We start from the raw sequence: 20,501 nt of genomic DNA on the forward strand, positions 1-20,501 counted from the left end.
GGTGCGGGTGATAGCGCAGCGCGCCGGGCCGGGCAAGATCAGCCGCCCCTTTGCGCGCAGCAATCGCGCGATCGCGTCAATAAAGTCCGCCCGAACTCATCGAGCCAAAGCTGGCCTTGTCGCCGACCTTGGCCTTTTCCCCGGTCGAGGTGATCACCTCCTGCACGGATTCACGCGTGCCAGAGGTGAACAGCTCAAGGTCATTGCCCATGGCAAAACCGCCGTCGAACATGAGGCCAAAGACCGGCTCTTCGCCATCGCGGAAATATTCCGCGACCACATAATCGCCCAAGGCATCATCCGACAGGCGCGCGCCGGTAAAGCGGTCGATCTTGAGGAAATGCCCCCCCGGCGGCACCTGAAATGGCCCGCCGCCATATTTTTTGACCGCTTCGGTCATGAATTCCTGAAACACCGGTCCACAGAGCGACGACCCATAGGCCGACCGCCCAAGGCCGCGCGGCTGATCGTGACCGATATAACAGCCCGCTGCGATATTGCTGGTAAAGCCCACGAACCACACGTCGCGCGCGTCATTGGTGGTTCCGGTCTTGCCCGCCACCGGCACCGGCAGATTGATCGCCCCAGAGGCGGTACCGCGATCCACCACGCCTTTCATCATCGAGGTCAGCTGATAGGCGGTGATCGCATCCATCACCCGCTCGCGATCCGACACGATGCGCGGCCCGCGATTATCGGGTAGCGTCGGATCATTGCAATCGACACAGTCACGCTCATCATGGCGATAGATCGTCTTGCCATAGCGGTCCTGAACCCGGTCAACCAGGGTCGGGCGCACCCGTTCGCCGCCATTGGCAAACATCGCATAGGCCGCCACCATATTGTAAAGCGTGGTCTCTTCCGAGCCCAGAGAGTTGGCCAGAAACTGGCCCATATTCTCGTAGACGCCAAAGCGTTCGGCATAATCCGCAACCACATCCATGCCGACCTCTTGCGCAAGGCGGATGGTCATCAGGTTTCGTGATTGCTCAATTCCGGTGCGCATCGGGGTAGGGCCGTAAAACTTGTTCGAGGAATTGCGCGGCCGCCACAGGCCCTGAGGCGTGTCAATCTCGATCGGGGCGTCGATCACGATGGTGGCGGGTGTGTAACCGCTGTCCAGAGCGGCGGCATAGACGAAGGGCTTGAAGCTTGATCCCGGCTGGCGCATCGCCTGCGTGGCGCGGTTGAACACCGAGGCCTGATAGGAAAACCCGCCCTGCATCGCCAGCACGCGACCGGTGTTCACATCCATCGCCATAAAGCCGCCCTGCACCTCGGCCACCTGGCGCAGCGTCCAGCGGACAAACGCGCCGCTGTCGCCGTCGACCATCCGGCGCACATGCACCACATCGCCGCGCTTGAAGGTCTTTTTGAAATCCCCCGGCAGCCAGGCAATATCCTTGCGCGGCACAACCTGAGGTTCGGCCTCGGTCTCGGGCACGCCCTCGATCCCGATCCGCATTTCCTGGTCACTGGTCTCAAGCACAACCGCCGGATACCATTGTCCGTCCTGATCAATGTCGCGCGCCACGGCGAGTGCACCAAGCGCCTCGCGCCAGCTCTCCTCGCTCGCAAGCGCCTCTTCCGGCAGGCTAAGACCGGTGCCGCGCCACTTCCCCTGACTGCGATCATAGCTTTCAAGCTGGCGCCGGAGCGCCTGCGCCGCGCGCACCTGCATCTCGGGGTCGATGGTGGCCCGCACACTCAGACCGCCGGTGAAAAACTCGCCTTCGCCAAAATCCTGGCTCAGCTGACGGCGGATTTCATCGGTAAAGTAATCGCGCGGCGGAAGGTCGCCCGAAAACGGCTCAAAATCGCCGTTCTGCACGCTGCGCAGCGGGGCGGCCACCTCGGTCTTGTAAGCCGCATCCGAGATATAGCCGTTCTCGGCCATCTCGCGCAGAACAAAATTGCGCCGCTGCACCAGGCGCTCTTTCTCGCGCACCGGATGGAAATCGCTCGGCGCCTTGGGCATCGCGGCAATCGTCGCCGCCTCATGGGGGGCCAATTGACCAAGGGTTTTGTTGAAATAGGTCTGCGCTGCCGCTGCGACGCCATAGCTGTTCTGACCAAGGTAAATCTCGTTGAGATAAAGCTCCAGGATCTTCTCCTTGCTCAGCGTTTCCTCGATCCGGGTGGCAAGGATGATCTCCTTGATCTTGCGCGCAAGTTGGCGGTCGCCCGACAAAAGGAAGTTCTTCATCACCTGCTGGGTGATGGTCGATGCCCCGCGCACAGTGCGCCCGCGCGTGCGCACCGCCTCAACCAACGCCGCCGCAATCCCGCGCGCGTCATAGCCGCCGTGGGTGTAGAAATTCTTGTCTTCAGCGCTGATGAAGGCCTGTTTGACAAGGTCGGGGATATCCTCGGCCGGGGTGAACAGGCGGCGCTCGCGGGCGAACTCGTCAATGATGCGCCCCTCGCCCGAATAAATCCGGCTGATCGTCGGCGGGGTGTAATTGGCAAGCGATTCATGGCTCGGCAAATCCTTGCCGTAGATGTGGAAAATCGCGCCGATGCTGAGCGCTATGACCATGATGGCAAGCGTCAGAAGGCTGAAAACCGTCCCGAAAAGGCTTAGAATCGCACGCAGCACCGTGGCCCCCGTATATTGGTTGCGCCCCATATAGGCACCCTGCGCGCGCGGGTCAAAAGGGAATACCCCTGCCCTTGCGCCAATTTTCGCTTGGGCCTCACTGCCGCACCAGTCCGGCGCGCGCCCCGTCTTCGCGCCGCCAGACCAGCATCGCATCGCGCAGCGCCCCCGCCATCCGCGCCCGCCAGGCCGGATCGCGCAGGTTCTCAAGGTCGCGCGCACTGGACAAGAACCCAAGCTCGAGCAGAACCGAGGGAATATCCGGCGCTTTCAGCACCGAGAACCCCGCGTGTCGCTGCGGGCGCGACAAAAGCGGCAGGTCCTGCGCCTTCAGCGTGGCCAGCACCGCCTTGGCAAGACGCTCGGCGCGCGGCTGGGTTTCCTGCCGCGCAAGGTCAATCAGGATATCGGCCACCACGTCATCCTTGCCGCTCAGATCGACACCGGCAAGGATATCGGCGCGGTTGTGACGCTCGGCCAAAGCAGCGCTCGCCTCGTCCGATGCGCTGTCCGAGAGCGTATAAACCGACGCCCCGCGCGCCCGTGCGCCTGACAGGGCATCGGCGTGCAGCGACAAGAACACATCCGCCCGACCCTGATGGGCAAGCGCGACGCGCCGCTCAAGCGGCACGAATTCATCCGCATCACGCGTCAGAACCACGTCAAACCGCCCATCCCGCAAAAGCACCTCTTTCAGTTCCAGCGCGAATTGAAGCATCAGATCCTTTTCGGTGACCTCGCCCACCTGCGCGCCGGGATCAATCCCGCCGTGCCCCGGATCAAGCACCACGAACAAAGGTCCCTCGCCGGGCACGCGCCGCTCTGGTGCCACAAGCGCGCCCTCGGGGTTCGGCAAATCCCAGCCCGGCAAATCCGGCGTGCCTGCTTTTGCGGCAAAGGCCCCGGCGTCGGCGGCCCCAAGAACCACACGCAAATCGCCCGCGCCAGTCACCCGGTCCACCACAAGCCCTGCGGATTCAAGAACATGCGGCCCCGCAAGATCGACCACCATGCGTGACCAGCCCGGCCTGATCTGACCAAGCCGCACGGCGGTGGCGCGCTCGGCATCGCCAAACTCCGCGCCGCTCAGCCCCTGCCAGTCGATTTCACGAAAATCCATCACAAGCCGCGCCGGTTCATCCAGCGTGAACACCCGGTAGGGCACGCCCTGACTCAGCGCCAGGCGCAATTCCATACCCCTGCGCGTATCGGCAAGCCTGCTCGCCTCGGCATCAATCCGCGCCAGAGCGCTAAACCCCTGCTCCTGCGCGCGCAAGCCCGGCGCGATGCAGAGCATCGCCACAATCATAAGCCATTTCATCATTGTTCTGCTCACCCGCCGGTCCCCGGTCTTTTATTGGCGGAGATCATACCAGAGCCGGGGCCGCAAAACAGCCCCGCTCTTTCATCTTTCCTCAAATACTCACCTGCGCCGTCCCTGCCCCGCGCGCACCGCTCAGGGACAGAATATATCGTTGAACAGCGCAAACAGCATCAGCGACAGCACAAGCGTCAGACCGACGGTCATCATGATCCGAAGCGCCTTGTCACTGGGCGGACGCCCCGTGACCGCCTCATAGGCGTAAAACACCAGATGCCCACCGTCGAGCACCGGCACCGGGAACAGGTTCAAAAGCCCCACCGCCGTTGAAAGAACCGCGATGAACCAGATAAAGCTCTCTGGTCCCTGGCTTGCCATCGCCCCAGAGACCTGCGCAATCCCGATCGGGCCGGACATGTTACAACTGCTGATCGCGCCGGTGACCATGTGATAGAGCCCCGAGACCGAAGAGCGGATGATCTCGCCGGTCTGCACCACCGCATTGCCCACGGCCTCGACCGGGCCAAGGGTTTCGGTGGCCGGCTCAAAGGCCAGACCGCCGGCGATGCCGATCCGCCATTCGGTCTTGAAGCCGCCATCGGCTTGCGGTTCGTCCACCCGGCGCGGGGTGATCGCCACGTCAAACGCCGCGCCGTCCGGGCGCCAGAGTTGCAGATCAAGCTCCGCCCCGTTCGAGCTTTCGACAACCTCTTTCAACTCGCCAAAGGCTGCGACGGGCACGCCGTTTATCGCGGTGATCACATCGCCCGGCAGCATCGCCGAGGCATAGGCCGAGGATTGCGGCGCCAGCCCGCTGATCAGCGGCGGCATCAGGTGCGGGCCCTGCGCGGTGATGCGCCGACCGTCACGCTCGACCTCATAATCAAGCAGCGCGCGCGTCGGCAGCGCGTCGAGCAGATCGTCAAAGCCCTCGCCGAACTCGGGCATTTCGATGCCTTCGATCGCCAGGATCCGATCGCCCGGCTCAAGCGTCACCCCGACCACCGGAAGCGGCTTGAGCGCGCCCACGGCGAAGGGCTCGGCGGTTTTGCCCTGGGTCATCATGATCGCCGCGAAGACGATGATCGACAGGATGAAATTGAAGATCGGCCCCGCCGCCACGGTCGCCGTGCGCGCCCAGAGCGGTGCGCCGTGCATGGTCTGACGCAGGCGTTCGGGGGGCACGTTGGCCATCGCCTCGGCGTCCTTGCCGCTGGCGGCATCGGCGTCGCCAAGGAATTTCACAAAGCCGCCAAACGGCAGCGCCGCCAACTGCCAGCGGGTGCCGTGCTTGTCCATCCGCGAGAAAAGCACCGGGCCAAACCCCAGCGAGAACACCTCGGCCTTGATCCCGGACCATCGCCCGACGATGTAATGGCCATATTCATGCACCGCCACGATCACCGAAAGACAGACGACAAAGGCCAGCAAGGTCATGAAAATATTGCCGAACTGCGGCAGGAGGGTCAGAATATCCACGCGTAATCCTTAACTGTTTCGCTCCGTGACAACCTGATCGGCGCTCTGTCTTGCCAGATGGTCCATCCGGGACACGCAATCAAGGGTCAGGGTCGCATTCATTTCTTCGGGGTCGCGCGTCAGACGCGTCAGAACCTCTTCGACGACCACGTTCATATCCGAAAATCCGATGCGCCCGGCGATAAAATGATCAAGCGCGCGCTCCTTGGCGGCGTTGAACACCGCGCCGCTCAAGCCGCGCATCTCCATGACCTCGCGGGCAAGGCGCAAGGCCGGATAGCGCGCAATGTCGGGCGCGCGAAAGTTCAGCGTGCCGATGGCCGCCAGATCAAGCGCCTCGACCGGCAGCGCCTGACGCTGCGGCCAATGCAGGGCATAGCCGATGGCGTGGCGCATATCGGGTGGGCCGACATGGGCCATAAGCCCGCCATCGCAAAATCCGACCAGCGCATGCACCACCGATTCAGGGTGAATAAGCACTTCGATCTGATCCGGGGTAAAGCCGAAAAACTCGCGCGCTTCGATCATTTCAAGCGCCTTGTTGAACATCGAGGCGCTGTCGATGGTGATCCGCTGGCCCATCGCCCAATTGGGGTGGCTTGAGGCCTCGGCCACGGTTGCGCGTTCGAGATCCGCCAGCGGCCAGTCGCGAAACGCCCCGCCGCTGGCGGTGATGATCACCCGCGACACGGCGGCGGACTCTTCGCCAACCATGGCCTGAAAAATCGCCGAGTGCTCGCTGTCTACCGGCAGGATGCGGGCATGATTTTCGCGCGCGGTGCGGATCATCAAAGGCCCCGCCGTCACCAGCGATTCCTTATTGGCAAGCGCAAGGGTCGCACCCTGTTCAAGCGCCGCCAGACCGGGCGCCAGACCCGCCGCGCCGACGATGGCCGACATCACCCAATGGGCAGGGCGACCCGCGGCCTCGATCAGGGCGGCGCTGCCGGCTGCGGCCTCGACCTCGCTGCCCGCGAGGGCGGCGCGCAGATCGGGCAAAAGATCGTCATAGGCCGTGACCGCCACATCGGCGCCAAGCGCCACGGCATCCGCCGCAAGCCGGGCGATATTGCGCCCGCCGGTCAGGGCCACAACCTCAAAATCCTCGGGCGCGCGACGGATCAGGTCAATCGTGTTCTGCCCGATAGACCCGGTTGCGCCCAGAATGGAAACCCGCTTCATGCAAGCCCCGGCATCAGGTTGAGCGCCCAGAGAATGACCACGAGAACCGCCGCACCAAGCATGGCATCAAACCGGTCCAGCACGCCGCCATGGCCGGGAATGAGGCCGGAACTGTCCTTGATCCCGCGCAGACGCTTGACCGCGCTTTCGGCGATATCGCCCATCTGGCCGGCAAAACCAACCAGCATCGACACCGGCACAAGCGCCAGCCCCGCCCCGGTCGGCGCCATGAACAAAAGCCCGATGACGGCGGCGCCAAGCCAGCCGGCAATCGTGCCCGACCAGGTTTTCTTGGGGCTGAAGCGCGGCCAGAACTTTGGCCCACCAAGGGTGCGCCCGGCAAAATAGCCCGCCACATCGGAAACAACCACCACGGCGACAAGCCAGAGCACCCAGATCAACCCTGCATGATCGCGCACAAGCGCCATGGCGACACAGCCAAGCAGGCTCCAGAATGCCAATGCGAAAAACGGGCCCTTTTCACGCTCGACCGATCCGGCGGCCACAACAATGGCCGCGAGCAGCAACGGAAGCGCAAATGGTCCAGGCAACCAGAGCGCAAGGCCAATAGCGAGAGCCGCCAATACACCAGAACGCCGCGCATCGCGCGCGCCAAACATGCGCGCGGCCTCCCACATCATGAGACCGCCAAGCACGCAGATCAGCGCATGAAACAACAGGCCACCGGTCCAGATTGCAGCCGCACCGACACCCGCCATCAACACCCCGGAGATCGCCCGCGGTGCAAGGTCAGACCATTGCGCGCTGCCGCTCATGCGGACACCGCCCCAAAGCGGCGATCGCGTGCGCCATAATTGGCCAGCAATTTGGCAAAGATATCCGAGGTGAAATCGGGCCAGAGCGTGTCAATAAACTCGTATTCCGCATAAGCCGATTGCCAGAGCAGAAAATTCGAAATCCGCGCTTCACCGCTGGTGCGGATGACAAGGTCGGGATCAGGCAGCAAGCAGGTATCAAGGTATTTGGGCAGGGTTTCCTCGTTCACATCCGCCGGATCAAGACGCCCCTCGGCCACATCCATCGCCAGCCGCTTGGTGGCGCGCGACACCTCATCGCGGCTCCCGTAATTCAGCGCAATCGTCAGATTGGTGCCGGTGCAACCTGCGGTCATCGCCTCGGCCTCATCCATCAGATTGCGCAATTTGCGATCAAGACGTGGCCGGTCCCCGATAAAGCGCACGCGCACGTTATCGGTAACAAATTCCTGCATTTCCTTCATGATGTAACGACGAAACAGGCTCATCAGACCGGCAACTTCGGTCTGCGTCCGCTTCCAATTCTCCGTGGAAAACGCGAATATTGTCAGATACTTAACACCAAGAGGCGGGCATGACTTGACGATATCACGCACCCGGCGCGCGCCGGCGTGATGGCCAAAAAGACGCGGACGGCCACGTGCCTGTGCCCATCGGCCGTTGCCATCCATGATGATGGCCACATGCCTCGGGCCCTCGCCACTGGCGTGCTTAGCTGACATAGGCGTGTCCCTCGTCATTCAGACCTGCATGATTTCCGCTTGTTTGGTCTCAAGAGCGTCATCAACATTCTTGATATAGAGGTCGGTAAGTTCCTGAACCTCGGCTTCCCAGAACTTCTGGTCATCCTCAGAGAGCCCGTCGGCCTTGGCCTTCTTGATCTGATCCATACCATCGCGGCGGATGTTGCGCACGGCGACGCGGGCGTGTTCGCTATATTGCGAGGCAACCTTGGTAAGCTCCTTGCGGCGCTCTTCGTTCAGCTCGGGGATCGGCAGCATGATGATGGTGCCGTTGAGTTGCGGGTTGATGCCAAGCCCGCTTTCGCGGATCGCCTTTTCAACCTTGCCGACAAGGCCCTTGTCCCAGACGTTGATCGTGACCATCCGCGGTTCGGGCACATTGACGGTGCCGACCTGGTTGATCGGGGTTTTCTGACCGTAGGCATCCACCATCACCGGCTCCAGCATCGAGGCTGACGCGCGCCCGGTGCGCAGGGATGCGAATTCGGTTTTCAGTGCCGCAATTGCGCCGTCCATGCGCCGCTTAATATCATCGGTATCAAGAAGAAAATCATCTGCCATCTGTTATGCCCACAACGTTTGTTTTGTTTGTGCCGGGTATATCGGCCTTTGCCCCGGCAATCCAGCCATTTGCGCAGACCCGGTCCAAGGCCCCTCCCCTCAAATCAGCGCCGCCCGCCTTGGTCCGCTCGATTTTGAGAGTTTTCTTCGCCTGAATTGATACGAATCCCGGTCCTGACGTCTGATCAGCCGTGCACGGTGGTATAGGTGCCCTCGCCCGCCAGAATGCCCTTGAAGCCGCCCGGCTCGTCAAGGCTGAAGACGATGATCGGCAGGTTGTTGTCGCGCGCAAGCGCGATCGCACTGGCATCCATCACCCCAAGATGCTGCGCCAGCACCTCGTCATAGCTTACCCGGTCATAGCGCTTTGCATCGGCGTGTTTCACCGGGTCCTTGTCATAGACCCCATCGACCTTGGTGCCCTTGAGGATCGCCTCGCAGGCCATTTCATTGGCCCGAAGCGTGGCCGCCGTGTCGGTGGTGAAATAGGGGTTGCCGGTACCGGCGGCGAAAATGCAGATCCGCTTTTTCTCAAGATGGCGCACCGCGCGGCGGCGGATATAGGGCTCTGCCACTTCATCCATCCGAATGGCCGAAATCACCCGGCAATGCGCGCCAAGTCCCTCAAGCGCGCTTTGCATTGCAAGGGCGTTCATCACGGTGGCGAGCATGCCCATGTAATCGGCGGTGGTACGCTCCATGCCCTGCGCACTGCCCTGAAGGCCGCGAAAGATGTTGCCGCCCCCGATGACCATGCAGATCTCGACCCCGAGATCATGCACGATCTTGACCTCGCGCGCGATCCGCTCGACCGTCGGGGGATGAAGCCCATAGCCAAGATCGCCCATCAGCGCCTCGCCAGAGATCTTGAGCATGACGCGGCTGAACTTGGCGTTGGGGTCTTGGGGGGCGGACATCGGCAGTACTCCACTACGTCTATGAGATCGCGCGCAAAATGTCGCAAATGTCCGGAAGGTTCAATCGCTGAAACCCGCGCACCCTGCGAAAAGACGCAAAACCGCCTCGTCAAGGCGCGCGATCTTGGGTAACGGGGGACATGGGCATGCCATTTGATATCGATCCGGGCCAGCCAGTGCTGATTGCAGGGCCAACCGCCAGCGGCAAATCCGCCCTGGCGCTTGCCATCGCGCGCGACCACGGGGGCGTCATTGTCAATGCCGATGCCCTACAGGTCTATGACAACTGGCGCATCCTTTCGGCGCGCCCGAGTGCCGAGGACGAGGCCACCGCGCGCCACGCGCTTTACGGTCACGTGCCAGGCGGGGCCGAATATTCAACCGGGCATTGGCTTCGTGATGTGGCGCCGTTTCTCAAGGGGGCTGACCGCGCGATCATCGTCGGCGGCACCGGGCTTTACTTTACGGCCCTGACCGAAGGGCTTGCCGATATCCCACCCACCCCGCCCGATCTGCGCGAGAGGGGCGACGCGATACGCGCCACCAAAGGCCTTGAGCCGCTGATCGCAGCACTTGACGCCGAAACCCGTGCCCGCATCGACACGCACAACCCGATGCGCGTGCAACGCGCCTGGGAGGTATTGCAGGCCACCGGGCGCGGTTTGGCCGATTGGCAAGACGACACCCCGCCGCCGCTTTTGCCGCTCGATGCCTGTCAGCCGCTTCTGGTCGAGGCCGAAAAGGACTGGCTCAACGCGCGCATCGCGCGGCGTTTCGATGCCATGCTTGAGATGGGCGCGCTTGACGAGGTGCGCGCCAACCTGCCCGGTTGGGATGCGGCGCGCCCCTCGTCCAAGGCAATCGGCGCGCCCGAGCTTGTGGCCTATCTGCGCGGCGAGCTAAGCCTTGATCAGGCCCGCGAGGCCGCCACCATCGCGACCCGGCAATTTGCCAAGCGGCAACGCACCTGGTTTCGCGCGAAAATGCGCCGATGGCGGCGGATTGCCGCCGAAACGCTTTAGAAATTTCGCTATTTTGCCCTGACATTGCGCCACTCTTGTGCAAATGATTAGTCTTATTGCGACTATTTTGGGAAATCCCCCGATCACCCCGGAGACAGCGGATCATGCGGCACGCCGAAATCAAGACCCTGGTGCAATGGGCGCGCGGCAGCGATTGGCGCAGCACCCTGCAACACAGCAGCGAGGCGCATGCTCTGATCTGGATCACCCGTGGCCAGGGCATCGCGGTTGTTGACGGGGTGCGGCGCGGCGTCGGGGTTCACAATGCCCTGGCGATTCCGGCGGGCAAGATGTTTTCGCTCGATATTGGCAAGACCGGCTTTGGCCTTGTCTGCCTTCTCCCTGCTGGCGGGCCGATCCTGATGCCGGACACAAGCCAGCACCTTCGGATTCGCGATGTCACCAGCCAGAACGAGCTTACCGCGATCCTTGAGGCGATGCAGCGCGAGCAAAGCGCCGCGCGCCCCTTCATGGATGAGGCGATGAATGCACAGGCCAGCATTCTGACCGTCTGGCTGCGCCGGGCAATGATCGACTATGGCGTGCCCGACAAGCCAAGCGCCACCGAGCGCCTGATGCGGGCCTATGCCGCGCTGATCGAGCGCCACTACAAAAGCGGGCGCGCGATGGCGGTCTATGCCCGCGCGCTTGGCGTGACCCCCACCCATCTGACCCGCGTCAGCCGTCAGGCCTCGGGGGTGACGGCGGCGGACATGCTGACCGAACGCAGCCTGCACGCCGCGCGCGACCTGCTTGAAGACAGCGACATGCCCATCGGTCAGGTCGCCGCCTCGCTTGGCTTTGGCAGCGCCGCCTATTTCTCGCGCTTCGTCCTGCAACACACCGGGCTAAGCCCCTCTGCTCTGCGCGCCAAGTGCGCCGAGCGCGCGCCACGCGCGAATATTGCCTGAACGACATTTATGCCGGGCCAATCGGCGCAGAGCGGGTTGCCATTGAAAGCCGCTCGTTATCTAATGCTGGCAATGATTTGACCGGTGCACGGGATTCCGTCACCCCTCATTGAAAGCCTTCCATGTCGCGACACATCTGCCCCCCGGTCCATCCTGCCGCCCGCCGCTACGCCGGTGATCTCAGGGCCGGGCGCATGGACAGGCGAGAGTTTCTGAGCCGCGCCACATCGCTTGGCCTGACGGCGGGCGCGGCCTGTGTGCTCGGCGGGCTGCCCGGCCCCGCCGAGGCCCAGACACCGGCCATTGCCAAGGGCGGCACCCTGCGCATTCAGCAAAACGTCAAACCGCTCAAGGATCCGCGCAGCTATGACTGGAGCGAACTCGGCAATCAGACCCGTGGCTTTCTGGAATACCTGGTGGAATATGTCGGCGACGGAAGCTTTCGCGGCATGCTGCTTGAAAGCTGGAGCGTCAACGAGGATGCCACCCGCTATCTCTTGAACGTTCGCAAGGGCGTGACCTGGAACAATGGCGATGTTTTTGACGCGAACGACGTGGCGCGCAATATCGCGCGGTGGTGCGATACCACCGAACCGGGCAATTCCATGGCCGGGCGCTTTGCCGGGATGATTGACCCCGAGACCGGACAGGTCCGGACCGGCGCGATCACCGTGCTGGATGACAGCACCGTCGCGCTTGCCCTTTCGGCGCCCGATATATCGGTGATTGCCAATATGTCCGATTACCCGGCGGCAATCGTACATAAGGACTATGCCGGCGGCGATCCCTTTCTGCACGGCGTCGGGACCGGCCCGTTCCGTCCGGTGTCGATCACGCCCGGCGAGACCTGTATTCTGGAGCGTGACCCTCATCACATCTGGTGGGGGACGGATGTTTATGGCGGCCCCTACCTTGATCGCGTGGAATTCATTGATTACGGCACCAACCCGTCAAGCTGGCTTGCCGCGGCAGAGGCGGACGAGGTTGACCTGCTTTATGAAACGGTTGGTGATTTTATTGATGCTATGGATGGTGTTGGCTGGACCAGAACCCGCACGGAAACCGCCGCGACCACGGTGATCCGGGCCTCGCAGAGCGCCGCGGTGGTGGGCACCAACCCCTATACCAAGCGTCAGGTCCGCCGCGCCCTTGCGCTTGCCGTCGACAATGCTATTTGCCTTGAGCTTGGCTATGCCGGGCGCGGCACCGTGGCCGCCAATCACCACGTCAGCCCGATCCACCCCGCCTATGCCGATATCGGCCCTGCCCCCTATGACCCGGCGCAAGCGCGCGAGGATATCGAGGCGGCCGGCCTTTTGGGCTATGTTCACGAGCTGGTCACCGTTGACGATGAATGGCAGCGCAACACCGGCGATGCGGTGGCCGTGCAATTGCGCGATGCCGGCCTGAGGGTACGGCGCAGGATTTTGCCCGGTGATCAATTCTGGCCCAATTGGCGCGATTTTCCGTTTTCTTCGACCCAGTGGAACCACCGCCCGCTGGATGTTCAGGTTCTGTCGCTGGCCTATCGTTCCGGTGCGGCGTGGAATGAAACCGGCTTTGCCAATGCCGAATTCGACGCGCTTCTGGATCGCGCCAACACGCTTGCCGATGCCGTGGCGCGCCGCGAGGTGATGGCACGGCTTCAGACCCTGCTGCGCGACGAAGGTGTGATCATTCAGCCCTATTGGCGCGCGCTGTTCAATCACCACAACGGCAAACTTGTGAATGCGCAAAAGCATCCTGCAAACGAAATTCACCTCTACAAGATCGGTTTTGCCGCCTGATTGGCGTGGCTTAGCTGCCCCAGATCACGCGCACGTAATTGCGGGTCTCTTTATAGGGCGGCACGCCGCCGTATTTCTTGACCGCGCCGGGACCGGCATTATAGGCCGCAAGCGCAAGCCGCCACGATCCGAACTCCTTGTACTGCGTGGCAAGATAGCGCGCGCCCCCCTCAAGGTTTTGACGCGGATCATGCGGGTCAACGCCAAGCACGCGCGCGGTTTGCGGCATAAGCTGGGCCAGACCGATCGCGCCCTTGTGCGAGCGTGCCTTCACCTTCCAGCCGGATTCTTGCTGGACAAGGCGCAGGAACAGGTTCTCGGGCACGCCATGACGGCGCGCCGCCTGTTTCGCCACATCAAGATAAGGCCCGCGATAGGCGCCCTTGAAGCGCGGCGACAGATCATCCCCCCAGATCGTCGGCGTATTGACGCGCTGTGGCTGAAGGCGAACGGAATTGTTATATTGCTGGCGGGCGCGATTGTCCAAGACGCTGGTTTGCGATTTGAACAGCGTTCCCCGGCTCTTGGTGGATAGAACCTCGGCCCCGACACCGACCGGCTGGATCAGACCAACGGCCAGAACCGCCCCTGCAATTGCTCGAATCCCCATTCCGCCCCCAGAATTAACCTTTGCCGCAATCTAGAGAATTTGCCCCGGATTTTCGAGCCTTCTTTTCAGGATTCAGCCATGTTCCGCCAGTTTCGGAGGATTTGAAGACAATTTTTACCTTTCCTTCACCCCCATCCAGTGGTGTAACCACCAGAACGCCAACCCGCAGCATGATTCAAGGAGGGCACGATGGCCGGCTCTGTAAACAAGGTAATTCTCATCGGCAATCTGGGCCGCGACCCGGAGGTCCGCACATTTCAGAACGGCGGCAAGGTCTGCAACCTGCGCATCGCGACCTCTGAAACCTGGAAAGACCGCAACACCGGCGAGCGGCGCGAAAAGACCGAATGGCACTCGGTCGCGATCTTTTCCGAGGGTCTTGTCCGGGTGGCAGAGCAATATTTGCGCAAGGGTTCCAAGGTCTATCTCGAGGGCAAGCTTCAGACTCGCAAATGGCAGGATCAGTCCGGTCAGGACAAATACAGCACCGAAATCGTCCTTCAGGGTTTTGATGCGACGCTCGTGATGCTGGATGGCCGTGGCGAAGGCGGCGGCAGCGGTGGTGGCGGCTATGGCGGCGGTCAGGACAGCGGCGGCTATGGTGGCGATTACGGTGGCGATTATGGCGGTGCCAGCGGCGGTGGCAGCAGCCCGGCCCCAAGCCGCCCCTCGCGCGACATGGATGACGAGATTCCGTTTTGACGTTGATCGACATCAAAACGTAAACGTCCGAACAAAAGATAAGCTGCCTCAAAGGGCTGACAGTTGTCAGCCCTTTTTCCTTGCGCTAGAGGTGAATTATATTTTTCACTTTGAACGCAGGTGAATTTTGCATCTCTTCGACCGCACGCTCAAAATGAAAACGGCACAGCCTTTGCCCTTGCCGGCCGGCAGCCGCCGTCATCCCTTGCGCGCCAGAGCCCGCCGCGCCGCAGACCCGCAGGGTCTTGCTGAATGACCGATCCTGCCAATACATCCGCCTTTCCGCATGCCTCAGCCGATGCAAACCGCCAAAGTGTCATTCCCATCATTTTGATGACGCTGCTTGCGGTCTTTGTGATCTCGGCGCCAAACCTGATCGACCCGATGATCCGGTTCGATGACTACCCGGCCTTTTTTGCCGATCCCACAGGATATTGGGTAAAGACCAAAGACGAGGGACGGTGGCTGAATTATTGGTGGCATCTGCGCGGGGTGACAACACCTGCATGGCTGAATTTCGCGGCCTACGAAATGCTGTGGGCGCTTTTTGCGGCCTTTTTTGCGATTGCGGCGCTTGGTAAGACGCATGCCTCGGCCTGGTTTGCGACCGTGCTGGCGCTTTTGATCCTTATTGCCCCCCCGGCGACACTCATTTCGGTGTGGTTCAATACACTGCTTCCGGGCCTGGCATTGGTCGCGCTTTATGCCGGGTTAAGTCTGAAACTGTCGCGCCGCATGCATCGTGCCTTGCTGGTGCCGTTCACTGTGCTGACTTTTATGGCCTACACGACCTATCCGCTGCTTTTGTTGGCGGTTGCGGTCGCATGTAATCAACGGCGCAGTCTGAGCGATCTCATAGGGCTATTGGCGCTGTTCACAGCCAGCTTTGTGCTGGCCGTATTATGCGTCTACACACTGAATTTATCCGCCCACGGGGTGTTTGGCGTGCCTGTCGCCGAATGGCGCAACGCTACCCCTGCGACTGATATGGCAAGTCTTGTTGCCAACCTTCCGTTGGTTGCGCAATCGTTCAGTGACTTCATGTTCCGCAGCAGTTTTGATTTCACGCCTACCGTCTATTTTCATCTTGGGTTCCTGGTGCTTGGGACACTGGTGCTGGCACGTCACGCCCCCTGCGAGGCGCTGTATCTGCATGCAGGTCTTGTCACCGGGCTTACGCTGATCGTGGTGCAAAATCTGAAAATGGGGCTGATCGTTCCGCCGCGCGCATTTCTGTTTGCATGGGTCCTCTATGCGGTCCTGATTGCCCGCGCGGCGCAAATCCTGACAGCACACAGCGGCTTTGCGGGCCGCATGGCGCGCAACGCAGTCCTGTTGATTATCGGCAGCTACATGCTCCAAACCGCCAAACAATACTACTCGTACCGCGACTGGCAGGCCTATACCCGCGACCTTGGCGAGACCGTGCAAACCATTGACGCGCCGATGGCGATCTCTGGCGATATACGCACCCTGCCAACCGCACGCAAAGCGTTCATCCAAGACAACCGCGCACTTAGCTTTCGCTTGCGCCAATTGACGGGAAAACTCATCCCACTGTGTGACAGCGGCCAATCCCAGTGCTGCCTTGAATCGCCAAAGGGCTCAGCGGCGGGCACAGATTGCCCGACCATCCTACGCGCTGTCACACAAAACGGCACAACACGCATCATCTTCGACTGATCCTCAAATTCGCCAATCCAGAGAATCTGCGCAAAAGGCAGGACCGGTTTTGCCCGCCTTGAACATGCGTTTTCCAAGGGTCAGAGCGTGCCGCGACCCTTGGGCTGCGGCCTTTTTATGCGCGTGTTAATCAAAGTTTAGTGGTTCTGGCGATTAAATCGGGGCATGCAAATAGACCTGAGTGATCACGGCGCCCCCCCGCCCGGCCCCGCCGCCCTACAACAAATGCCACAATATGCCCGCGCTTTGGCGGCCATGGGCGCAAAGGTGCAGGGAATCACCGGGCGCGTTTGCGACGGCGTCGCAGCACAGGCGCTTGTGGTGCAGCGCCGCATTGGCCCAATGACGGTCAACTGGCTTCCGCGCGGGCCAATCTGGCGGCCCGATCTTTCCGAGCACCAGCGCGACACCTTTCTCTCTTGCATGACCGGCGTGATGTCCGGCGGCGCGCTCTGGATTGGCAGCGCTGACAATGACCATGCCGCAGCCGAGTTTTCCCCACATGGATTTCGTCCCCTGATCGCCGCGCAATCCGTGGCTCAGCTTGATCTGATCCCCGCCGCCAAGGTCCGGATGGCAGCACAGCATGGCAAATGGCGCAACCGGTTGCGCCATGCCCAAGGGGTCGGGCTTATGGTGTCTGAGCGTGAATTCGACCCCACCCGCGACACTGCAATCCTGCGCCGCGAGGCCAGACAGCGCCGCGACCGCCGCTATCGCGCCTTGCCGCTCGGCTTTGCGGTTGCGTTCAGCGCGCAAAACCCCGGCGCGGCACGGATCTGGAGCGCGCATAAGGCGGGCGAGTTGGTGGCGCAGATACTCATCCTGCATCATGGCATGACCGCCACCTATCACATCGGCTGGACCGGCGATTTGGGGCGCAAGACCTCGGCGCATAACCTTTTGCTCTGGGAGGCGCAAAACTGGCTGGCCGAGCGCGGGGTCATGCGGCTTGATCTCGGCCCAATCGAGGCCTTGAGTGCGCCTGGCCTTGCCCGCTTCAAGATGGGCAGCGGGGCTACGCTTTGCGCGCTCGGGCCAACCATGATACGGTTTCCCCGGCCCGCCCTGTTCCAAAAGCGTCACAGGCGCGCGGCATGATGGCGCTCACAAAGCGCTTTGCCTCTGGTCTTTCCGCGCTGCGGCGTATAGGGCGCAGGCGAACAATATCAGGACACCGCCCCTATGGACATGCGCAATATCGCAATCATCGCCCACGTTGACCACGGCAAAACCACGCTGGTCGACGAACTGCTGAAACAATCCGGCGCTTTCCGGGCCAATCAGGCCGTCGACGAACGCGCCATGGACAGCAATGACCTGGAGCGTGAACGCGGCATTACAATTTTTGCCAAGCCCACGAGCCTGGTTTGGAAAAACACCCGGATCAACATCGTTGATACCCCCGGCCACGCCGATTTCGGCGGCGAGGTCGAGCGTATCCTGAGCATGGTTGACGGTGTGGTTCTGCTGGTCGATGCCGCCGAAGGCCCGATGCCGCAAACCAAATTCGTGACCGCCAAGGCGTTGCGCCTCGGACTGCGCCCGATTGTTGTGCTCAACAAGGTCGACAAGACCGATGCCGAGCCCGATCGCGCGCTGAACGAATGTTTCGATCTCTTCGCCAGCCTTGACGCCAATGACGATCAGCTTGATTTCCCGCATATGTATGCCTCGGGCCGCTCCGGCTGGGCCGATCACGAGCTGACAGGCCCGCGCAAGGATCTTTCGGCGCTGTTCGAGCTTATCGTGAACCACGTGCCCGCGCCCAAGCAGATCGCCCATGTGAACGAAGATTTCCGCATGCTGGCCACCACCCTTGGCGCCGACCCCTTTGTGGGTCGCCTGCTGACCGGCCGGGTTGAATCCGGTCGTCTCAAGGTTGGCGCAACCGTTCAGGCCCTGAGCCGCATCGGCCAGAAGATCGAACAGTTCCGCGTGACCCGCATTCAGGCCTTCCGCGGCCTTGCAAGCCAGGATATCGACGAGGCCCTTGCCGGCGACATCGTCAGCCTTGCCGGCATGTCCAAGGCCACCGTGGCCGATACCATCTGTGCCCTTGCGGTCGAAGATCCGATCGAGGCCCAGCCGATTGATCCGCCCACCATCACCGTGACCTTCGGCATCAACGACAGCCCCCTTGCCGGTCGCGAAGGCAAGAAGGTGCAGTCGCGCGTCATCCGCGAGCGGCTGATGAAAGAGGCCGAATCCAACGTTGCGATCCGTGTCACCGACACACCAGGCGGCGAAGCCTTCGAGGTCGCCGGACGTGGCGAATTGCAGATGGGCGTGTTGATCGAAAACATGCGCCGCGAGGGCTTTGAGCTCAGCATTTCGCGGCCGCAGGTTCTGTTGCGGACCGGCGAGAACGGCGAGCGCCTTGAGCCGCTCGAAGAAGTCACGATTGACGTGGACGACGAATATTCCGGCGCCGTGATCGAAAAGATCACTGGCCCCCGCAAGGGTGAGCTTGCCGAGATGAAACCCGCAGGTGCCGGCAAGACCCGGATCATCGCGCTTGTGCCCTCGCGCGGGCTTATCGGCTATCACGGCGAATTTCTGACCGACACGCGCGGCACCGGTGTTCTGAACCGGGTATTTCATAGCTGGACCCCGCATCGCGGCCCGATTCAGGGTCGTCGGACCGGGGTGTTGATCTCGATGGAAAGCGGCGAATCGGTGGCTTATGCCCTGTGGAACCTCGAAGAGCGCGGGAAAATGTTCATCGGCCCGCAGACCAAGGTCTATACCGGCATGATCATCGGCGAACACAGCCGCGAGAACGATCTCGAGGTAAACCCGCTCAAGGGCAAAAAGCTCACCAACGTGCGGGCCTCTGGTACCGACGAGGCCGTGCGCCTGACCACGCCGGTCACGCTCAGTCTGGAACAGGCGATTGCCTATATCGACGATGACGAGTTGGTCGAGGTCACGCCCAATTCGATCCGCATGCGCAAACGCTTTCTCGACCCGATCGAGCGCAAGCGGAATGCCAAAAAGGCCTAGGGCCTACGGCGCAATCATGAATCGCCCGCTGACCGCCAGACCCTCTGGCGTGCGGCGGGCGATGATGATCTCTCCCGAGCTTACCCCAAGACCGGTCAGCGCTGTGATATTCACTTGATGAGTGACGATCAAAAGACGCGCATCGGTGGGCAGGCTTTGAATTAGTTCAAGCGTTTGTTCCGTCTGTGCCTTGGCATCGCCCTGTCCGGCGTAAAATGAATTGAGCGTCGGCTGTTCCGTGACCTCCCCCAGATTCAGCAGATGCGCCGTGTCGCGCGTCCGGCACCATTGGCTTGTCCATATCTGGCCAAAGGTCACCCCTGCCGCGCGCAACGCCTGCCCCGTGCGCCGCGCCTGATCCCGGCCGCGCGCATCAAGGTTTCTCTGGGTCGCGCAATCGCCAAGCGCAAAGTCGGACGGATCGCCCGTTCCCGGCGCGAGCGCATGGCGCATCAGGGCAACCACGCCGGGTTGCTTGAGCGCGCTCAAATCATCGGCCGAGGCAAAACCCGCGAAGAGACATAGGTATACGGTTAGTAAAAATCGCATGGCTTCCCCTTATCGCTTCAGGAAAACCTAGGGCGACGCGCGGGTTTGACCAGCGTTATTCGGTGATTTCGACGATCACCAACTCGCGCTCAGAGGCGCCGCGCGCATGGTTCAGCGCCGCTTGATAGTCGTCGCTGTGATAACAGGCCTCGGCGGCCTCGACCGAAGGAAAGCGCGCCACCACGTTGCGCGGGCGCTCCTTGCCCTCAAGTTGTACAAACCGCCCGCCGCGCGCAATGAAGGCGCCGCCGTGCTTGGCAATCGCCGGGCCTGCTAGCTTGGCATATTTTCCATAAGCCTCGTCATCGGTCACGGTCACATGGGCAATCCAAAGCGCGGGCATGCTGGTCTCTCCTTGGGGTCAAAGGCCGTCTACGACGACAATATCACGGTCACTGCTGCTGATCGCGATCGGCAAAATGCGGCGATAGGCGTCAGAATTATACCACTCAAGCGCGGCCTCTCGGTCCGGGAATTCGATGATCACATGCCGGTCAGGGCCGTTGCCCTCCAACTGGGTCTGTGCGCCCCCTTTCACCAGGAACCGGCCACCGAATTTCTCAGCCAATGCAACCGTTTGGCTGGCATAGTTCTTGTAATCTTCGGTATCGGTCACATTGATCCGGGCAATAATATAGGCGCTCATCGTTCCT

At 61.7% G+C, this 20,501-nt stretch carries 19 protein-coding genes; 7 read left to right on the plus strand and 12 right to left on the minus strand.

The window, feature by feature from the left end; translation table 11 throughout:
* Positions 1–76: 76 nt before the first annotated feature.
* The 8 genes from BUB78_RS11215 to pyrH all read right to left on the minus strand — a co-directional run bounded on the left by BUB78_RS11215 (position 77) and on the right by pyrH (position 9,578).
* Entirely contained in the window at positions 77–2,599 is a 2,523-nt protein-coding gene (locus tag BUB78_RS11215) for a penicillin-binding protein 1A (RefSeq protein WP_073198244.1), read from the minus strand.
* Between the two features lie 97 nt (positions 2,600–2,696).
* On the minus strand, positions 2,697–3,923 hold the full coding sequence (locus BUB78_RS11220; RefSeq protein ID WP_073198178.1) for an N-acetylmuramoyl-L-alanine amidase: 1,227 nt from the start codon (positions 3,921–3,923) through the stop codon (positions 2,697–2,699).
* Between the two features lie 132 nt (positions 3,924–4,055).
* On the minus strand, positions 4,056–5,399 hold the full coding sequence (gene rseP, locus BUB78_RS11225; protein ID WP_073198180.1) for an RIP metalloprotease RseP: 1,344 nt from the start codon (positions 5,397–5,399) through the stop codon (positions 4,056–4,058).
* Between the two features lie 9 nt (positions 5,400–5,408).
* On the minus strand, positions 5,409–6,581 hold the full coding sequence (dxr, locus tag BUB78_RS11230) for a 1-deoxy-D-xylulose-5-phosphate reductoisomerase (RefSeq protein WP_073198182.1): 1,173 nt from the start codon (positions 6,579–6,581) through the stop codon (positions 5,409–5,411).
* Positions 6,578–7,357, minus strand: a complete 780-nt coding sequence (locus BUB78_RS11235; protein WP_073198184.1) for a phosphatidate cytidylyltransferase — start codon at positions 7,355–7,357, stop codon at positions 6,578–6,580. Before BUB78_RS11235 ends, dxr begins: the two co-directional genes overlap by 4 nt.
* On the minus strand, positions 7,354–8,079 hold the full coding sequence (locus BUB78_RS11240) for an undecaprenyl pyrophosphate synthase (protein WP_139279317.1): 726 nt from the start codon (positions 8,077–8,079) through the stop codon (positions 7,354–7,356). The genes BUB78_RS11235 and BUB78_RS11240 overlap by 4 nt, the downstream gene beginning before the upstream one ends.
* Positions 8,080–8,097: 18 nt before the next feature.
* Positions 8,098–8,661, minus strand: a complete 564-nt coding sequence (gene frr / locus BUB78_RS11245; protein ID WP_073198188.1) for a ribosome recycling factor — start codon at positions 8,659–8,661, stop codon at positions 8,098–8,100.
* A 185-nt stretch (positions 8,662–8,846) separates the two neighbouring features.
* Complete coding sequence (pyrH, locus tag BUB78_RS11250; RefSeq protein ID WP_073198190.1) at positions 8,847–9,578, minus strand: UMP kinase; 732 nt, start codon at positions 9,576–9,578, stop codon at positions 8,847–8,849.
* A 140-nt stretch (positions 9,579–9,718) separates the two neighbouring features.
* Between pyrH and miaA the strand changes: the two genes are divergently transcribed.
* From miaA to BUB78_RS11265, 3 genes are all read left to right on the plus strand, one after another.
* Complete coding sequence (miaA, locus tag BUB78_RS11255; protein WP_073198192.1) at positions 9,719–10,600, plus strand: tRNA (adenosine(37)-N6)-dimethylallyltransferase MiaA; 882 nt, start codon at positions 9,719–9,721, stop codon at positions 10,598–10,600.
* A 104-nt stretch (positions 10,601–10,704) separates the two neighbouring features.
* Positions 10,705–11,511: an AraC family transcriptional regulator gene (locus BUB78_RS11260; RefSeq protein ID WP_073198194.1), complete on the plus strand. Its 807-nt coding sequence runs from the start codon at positions 10,705–10,707 to the stop codon at positions 11,509–11,511.
* Between the two features lie 194 nt (positions 11,512–11,705).
* Positions 11,706–13,298 carry an ABC transporter substrate-binding protein gene (locus tag BUB78_RS11265; protein ID WP_139279321.1) on the plus strand — a complete coding sequence of 531 codons (1,593 nt, stop codon included), beginning with the start codon at positions 11,706–11,708 and terminating at the stop codon, positions 13,296–13,298.
* A gap of 10 nt (positions 13,299–13,308) precedes the next feature.
* Here the strand turns inward: BUB78_RS11265 and BUB78_RS11270 are convergent, their stop codons facing one another.
* Positions 13,309–13,908 (minus strand): lytic transglycosylase domain-containing protein, encoded by a 600-nt coding sequence (locus BUB78_RS11270; RefSeq protein ID WP_073198198.1) that lies wholly within the window; start codon positions 13,906–13,908, stop codon positions 13,309–13,311.
* A 189-nt stretch (positions 13,909–14,097) separates the two neighbouring features.
* Here BUB78_RS11270 and BUB78_RS11275 point away from each other — a divergent pair, with 189 nt between their 5' ends.
* The 4 genes from BUB78_RS11275 to typA all read left to right on the plus strand — a co-directional run bounded on the left by BUB78_RS11275 (position 14,098) and on the right by typA (position 19,299).
* Complete coding sequence (locus BUB78_RS11275) at positions 14,098–14,610, plus strand: single-stranded DNA-binding protein (protein ID WP_073198200.1); 513 nt, start codon at positions 14,098–14,100, stop codon at positions 14,608–14,610.
* Between the two features lie 609 nt (positions 14,611–15,219).
* Entirely contained in the window at positions 15,220–16,293 is a 1,074-nt protein-coding gene (locus tag BUB78_RS11280) for a hypothetical protein (RefSeq protein WP_220084004.1), read from the plus strand.
* A gap of 225 nt (positions 16,294–16,518) precedes the next feature.
* Positions 16,519–17,394 (plus strand): GNAT family N-acetyltransferase, encoded by an 876-nt coding sequence (locus tag BUB78_RS11285; RefSeq protein ID WP_170865056.1) that lies wholly within the window; start codon positions 16,519–16,521, stop codon positions 17,392–17,394.
* Between the two features lie 84 nt (positions 17,395–17,478).
* Positions 17,479–19,299: a translational GTPase TypA gene (typA, locus tag BUB78_RS11290; RefSeq protein ID WP_073198203.1), complete on the plus strand. Its 1,821-nt coding sequence runs from the start codon at positions 17,479–17,481 to the stop codon at positions 19,297–19,299.
* A 3-nt stretch (positions 19,300–19,302) separates the two neighbouring features.
* On the opposite strand, the gene BUB78_RS11295 is transcribed toward typA, so the two are convergent.
* Genes BUB78_RS11295 through BUB78_RS11305 form a run of 3 tightly spaced genes read right to left on the minus strand, consistent with a single transcriptional unit; the run spans position 19,303 to position 20,494 of the window.
* Positions 19,303–19,848 carry a histidine phosphatase family protein gene (locus BUB78_RS11295; protein ID WP_073198204.1) on the minus strand — a complete coding sequence of 182 codons (546 nt, stop codon included), beginning with the start codon at positions 19,846–19,848 and terminating at the stop codon, positions 19,303–19,305.
* A gap of 55 nt (positions 19,849–19,903) precedes the next feature.
* Positions 19,904–20,191 (minus strand): DUF1330 domain-containing protein, encoded by a 288-nt coding sequence (locus BUB78_RS11300; RefSeq protein WP_073198205.1) that lies wholly within the window; start codon positions 20,189–20,191, stop codon positions 19,904–19,906.
* Positions 20,192–20,209: 18 nt separating this feature from the next.
* Entirely contained in the window at positions 20,210–20,494 is a 285-nt protein-coding gene (locus BUB78_RS11305) for a DUF1330 domain-containing protein (protein WP_073198206.1), read from the minus strand.
* Positions 20,495–20,501 lie beyond the last annotated feature (7 nt).

Origin of the sequence: Roseovarius marisflavi (assembly GCF_900142625.1) — a bacterium.
In the GTDB taxonomy this organism is placed as follows: Bacteria; Pseudomonadota; Alphaproteobacteria; order Rhodobacterales; family Rhodobacteraceae; genus Roseovarius; species Roseovarius marisflavi.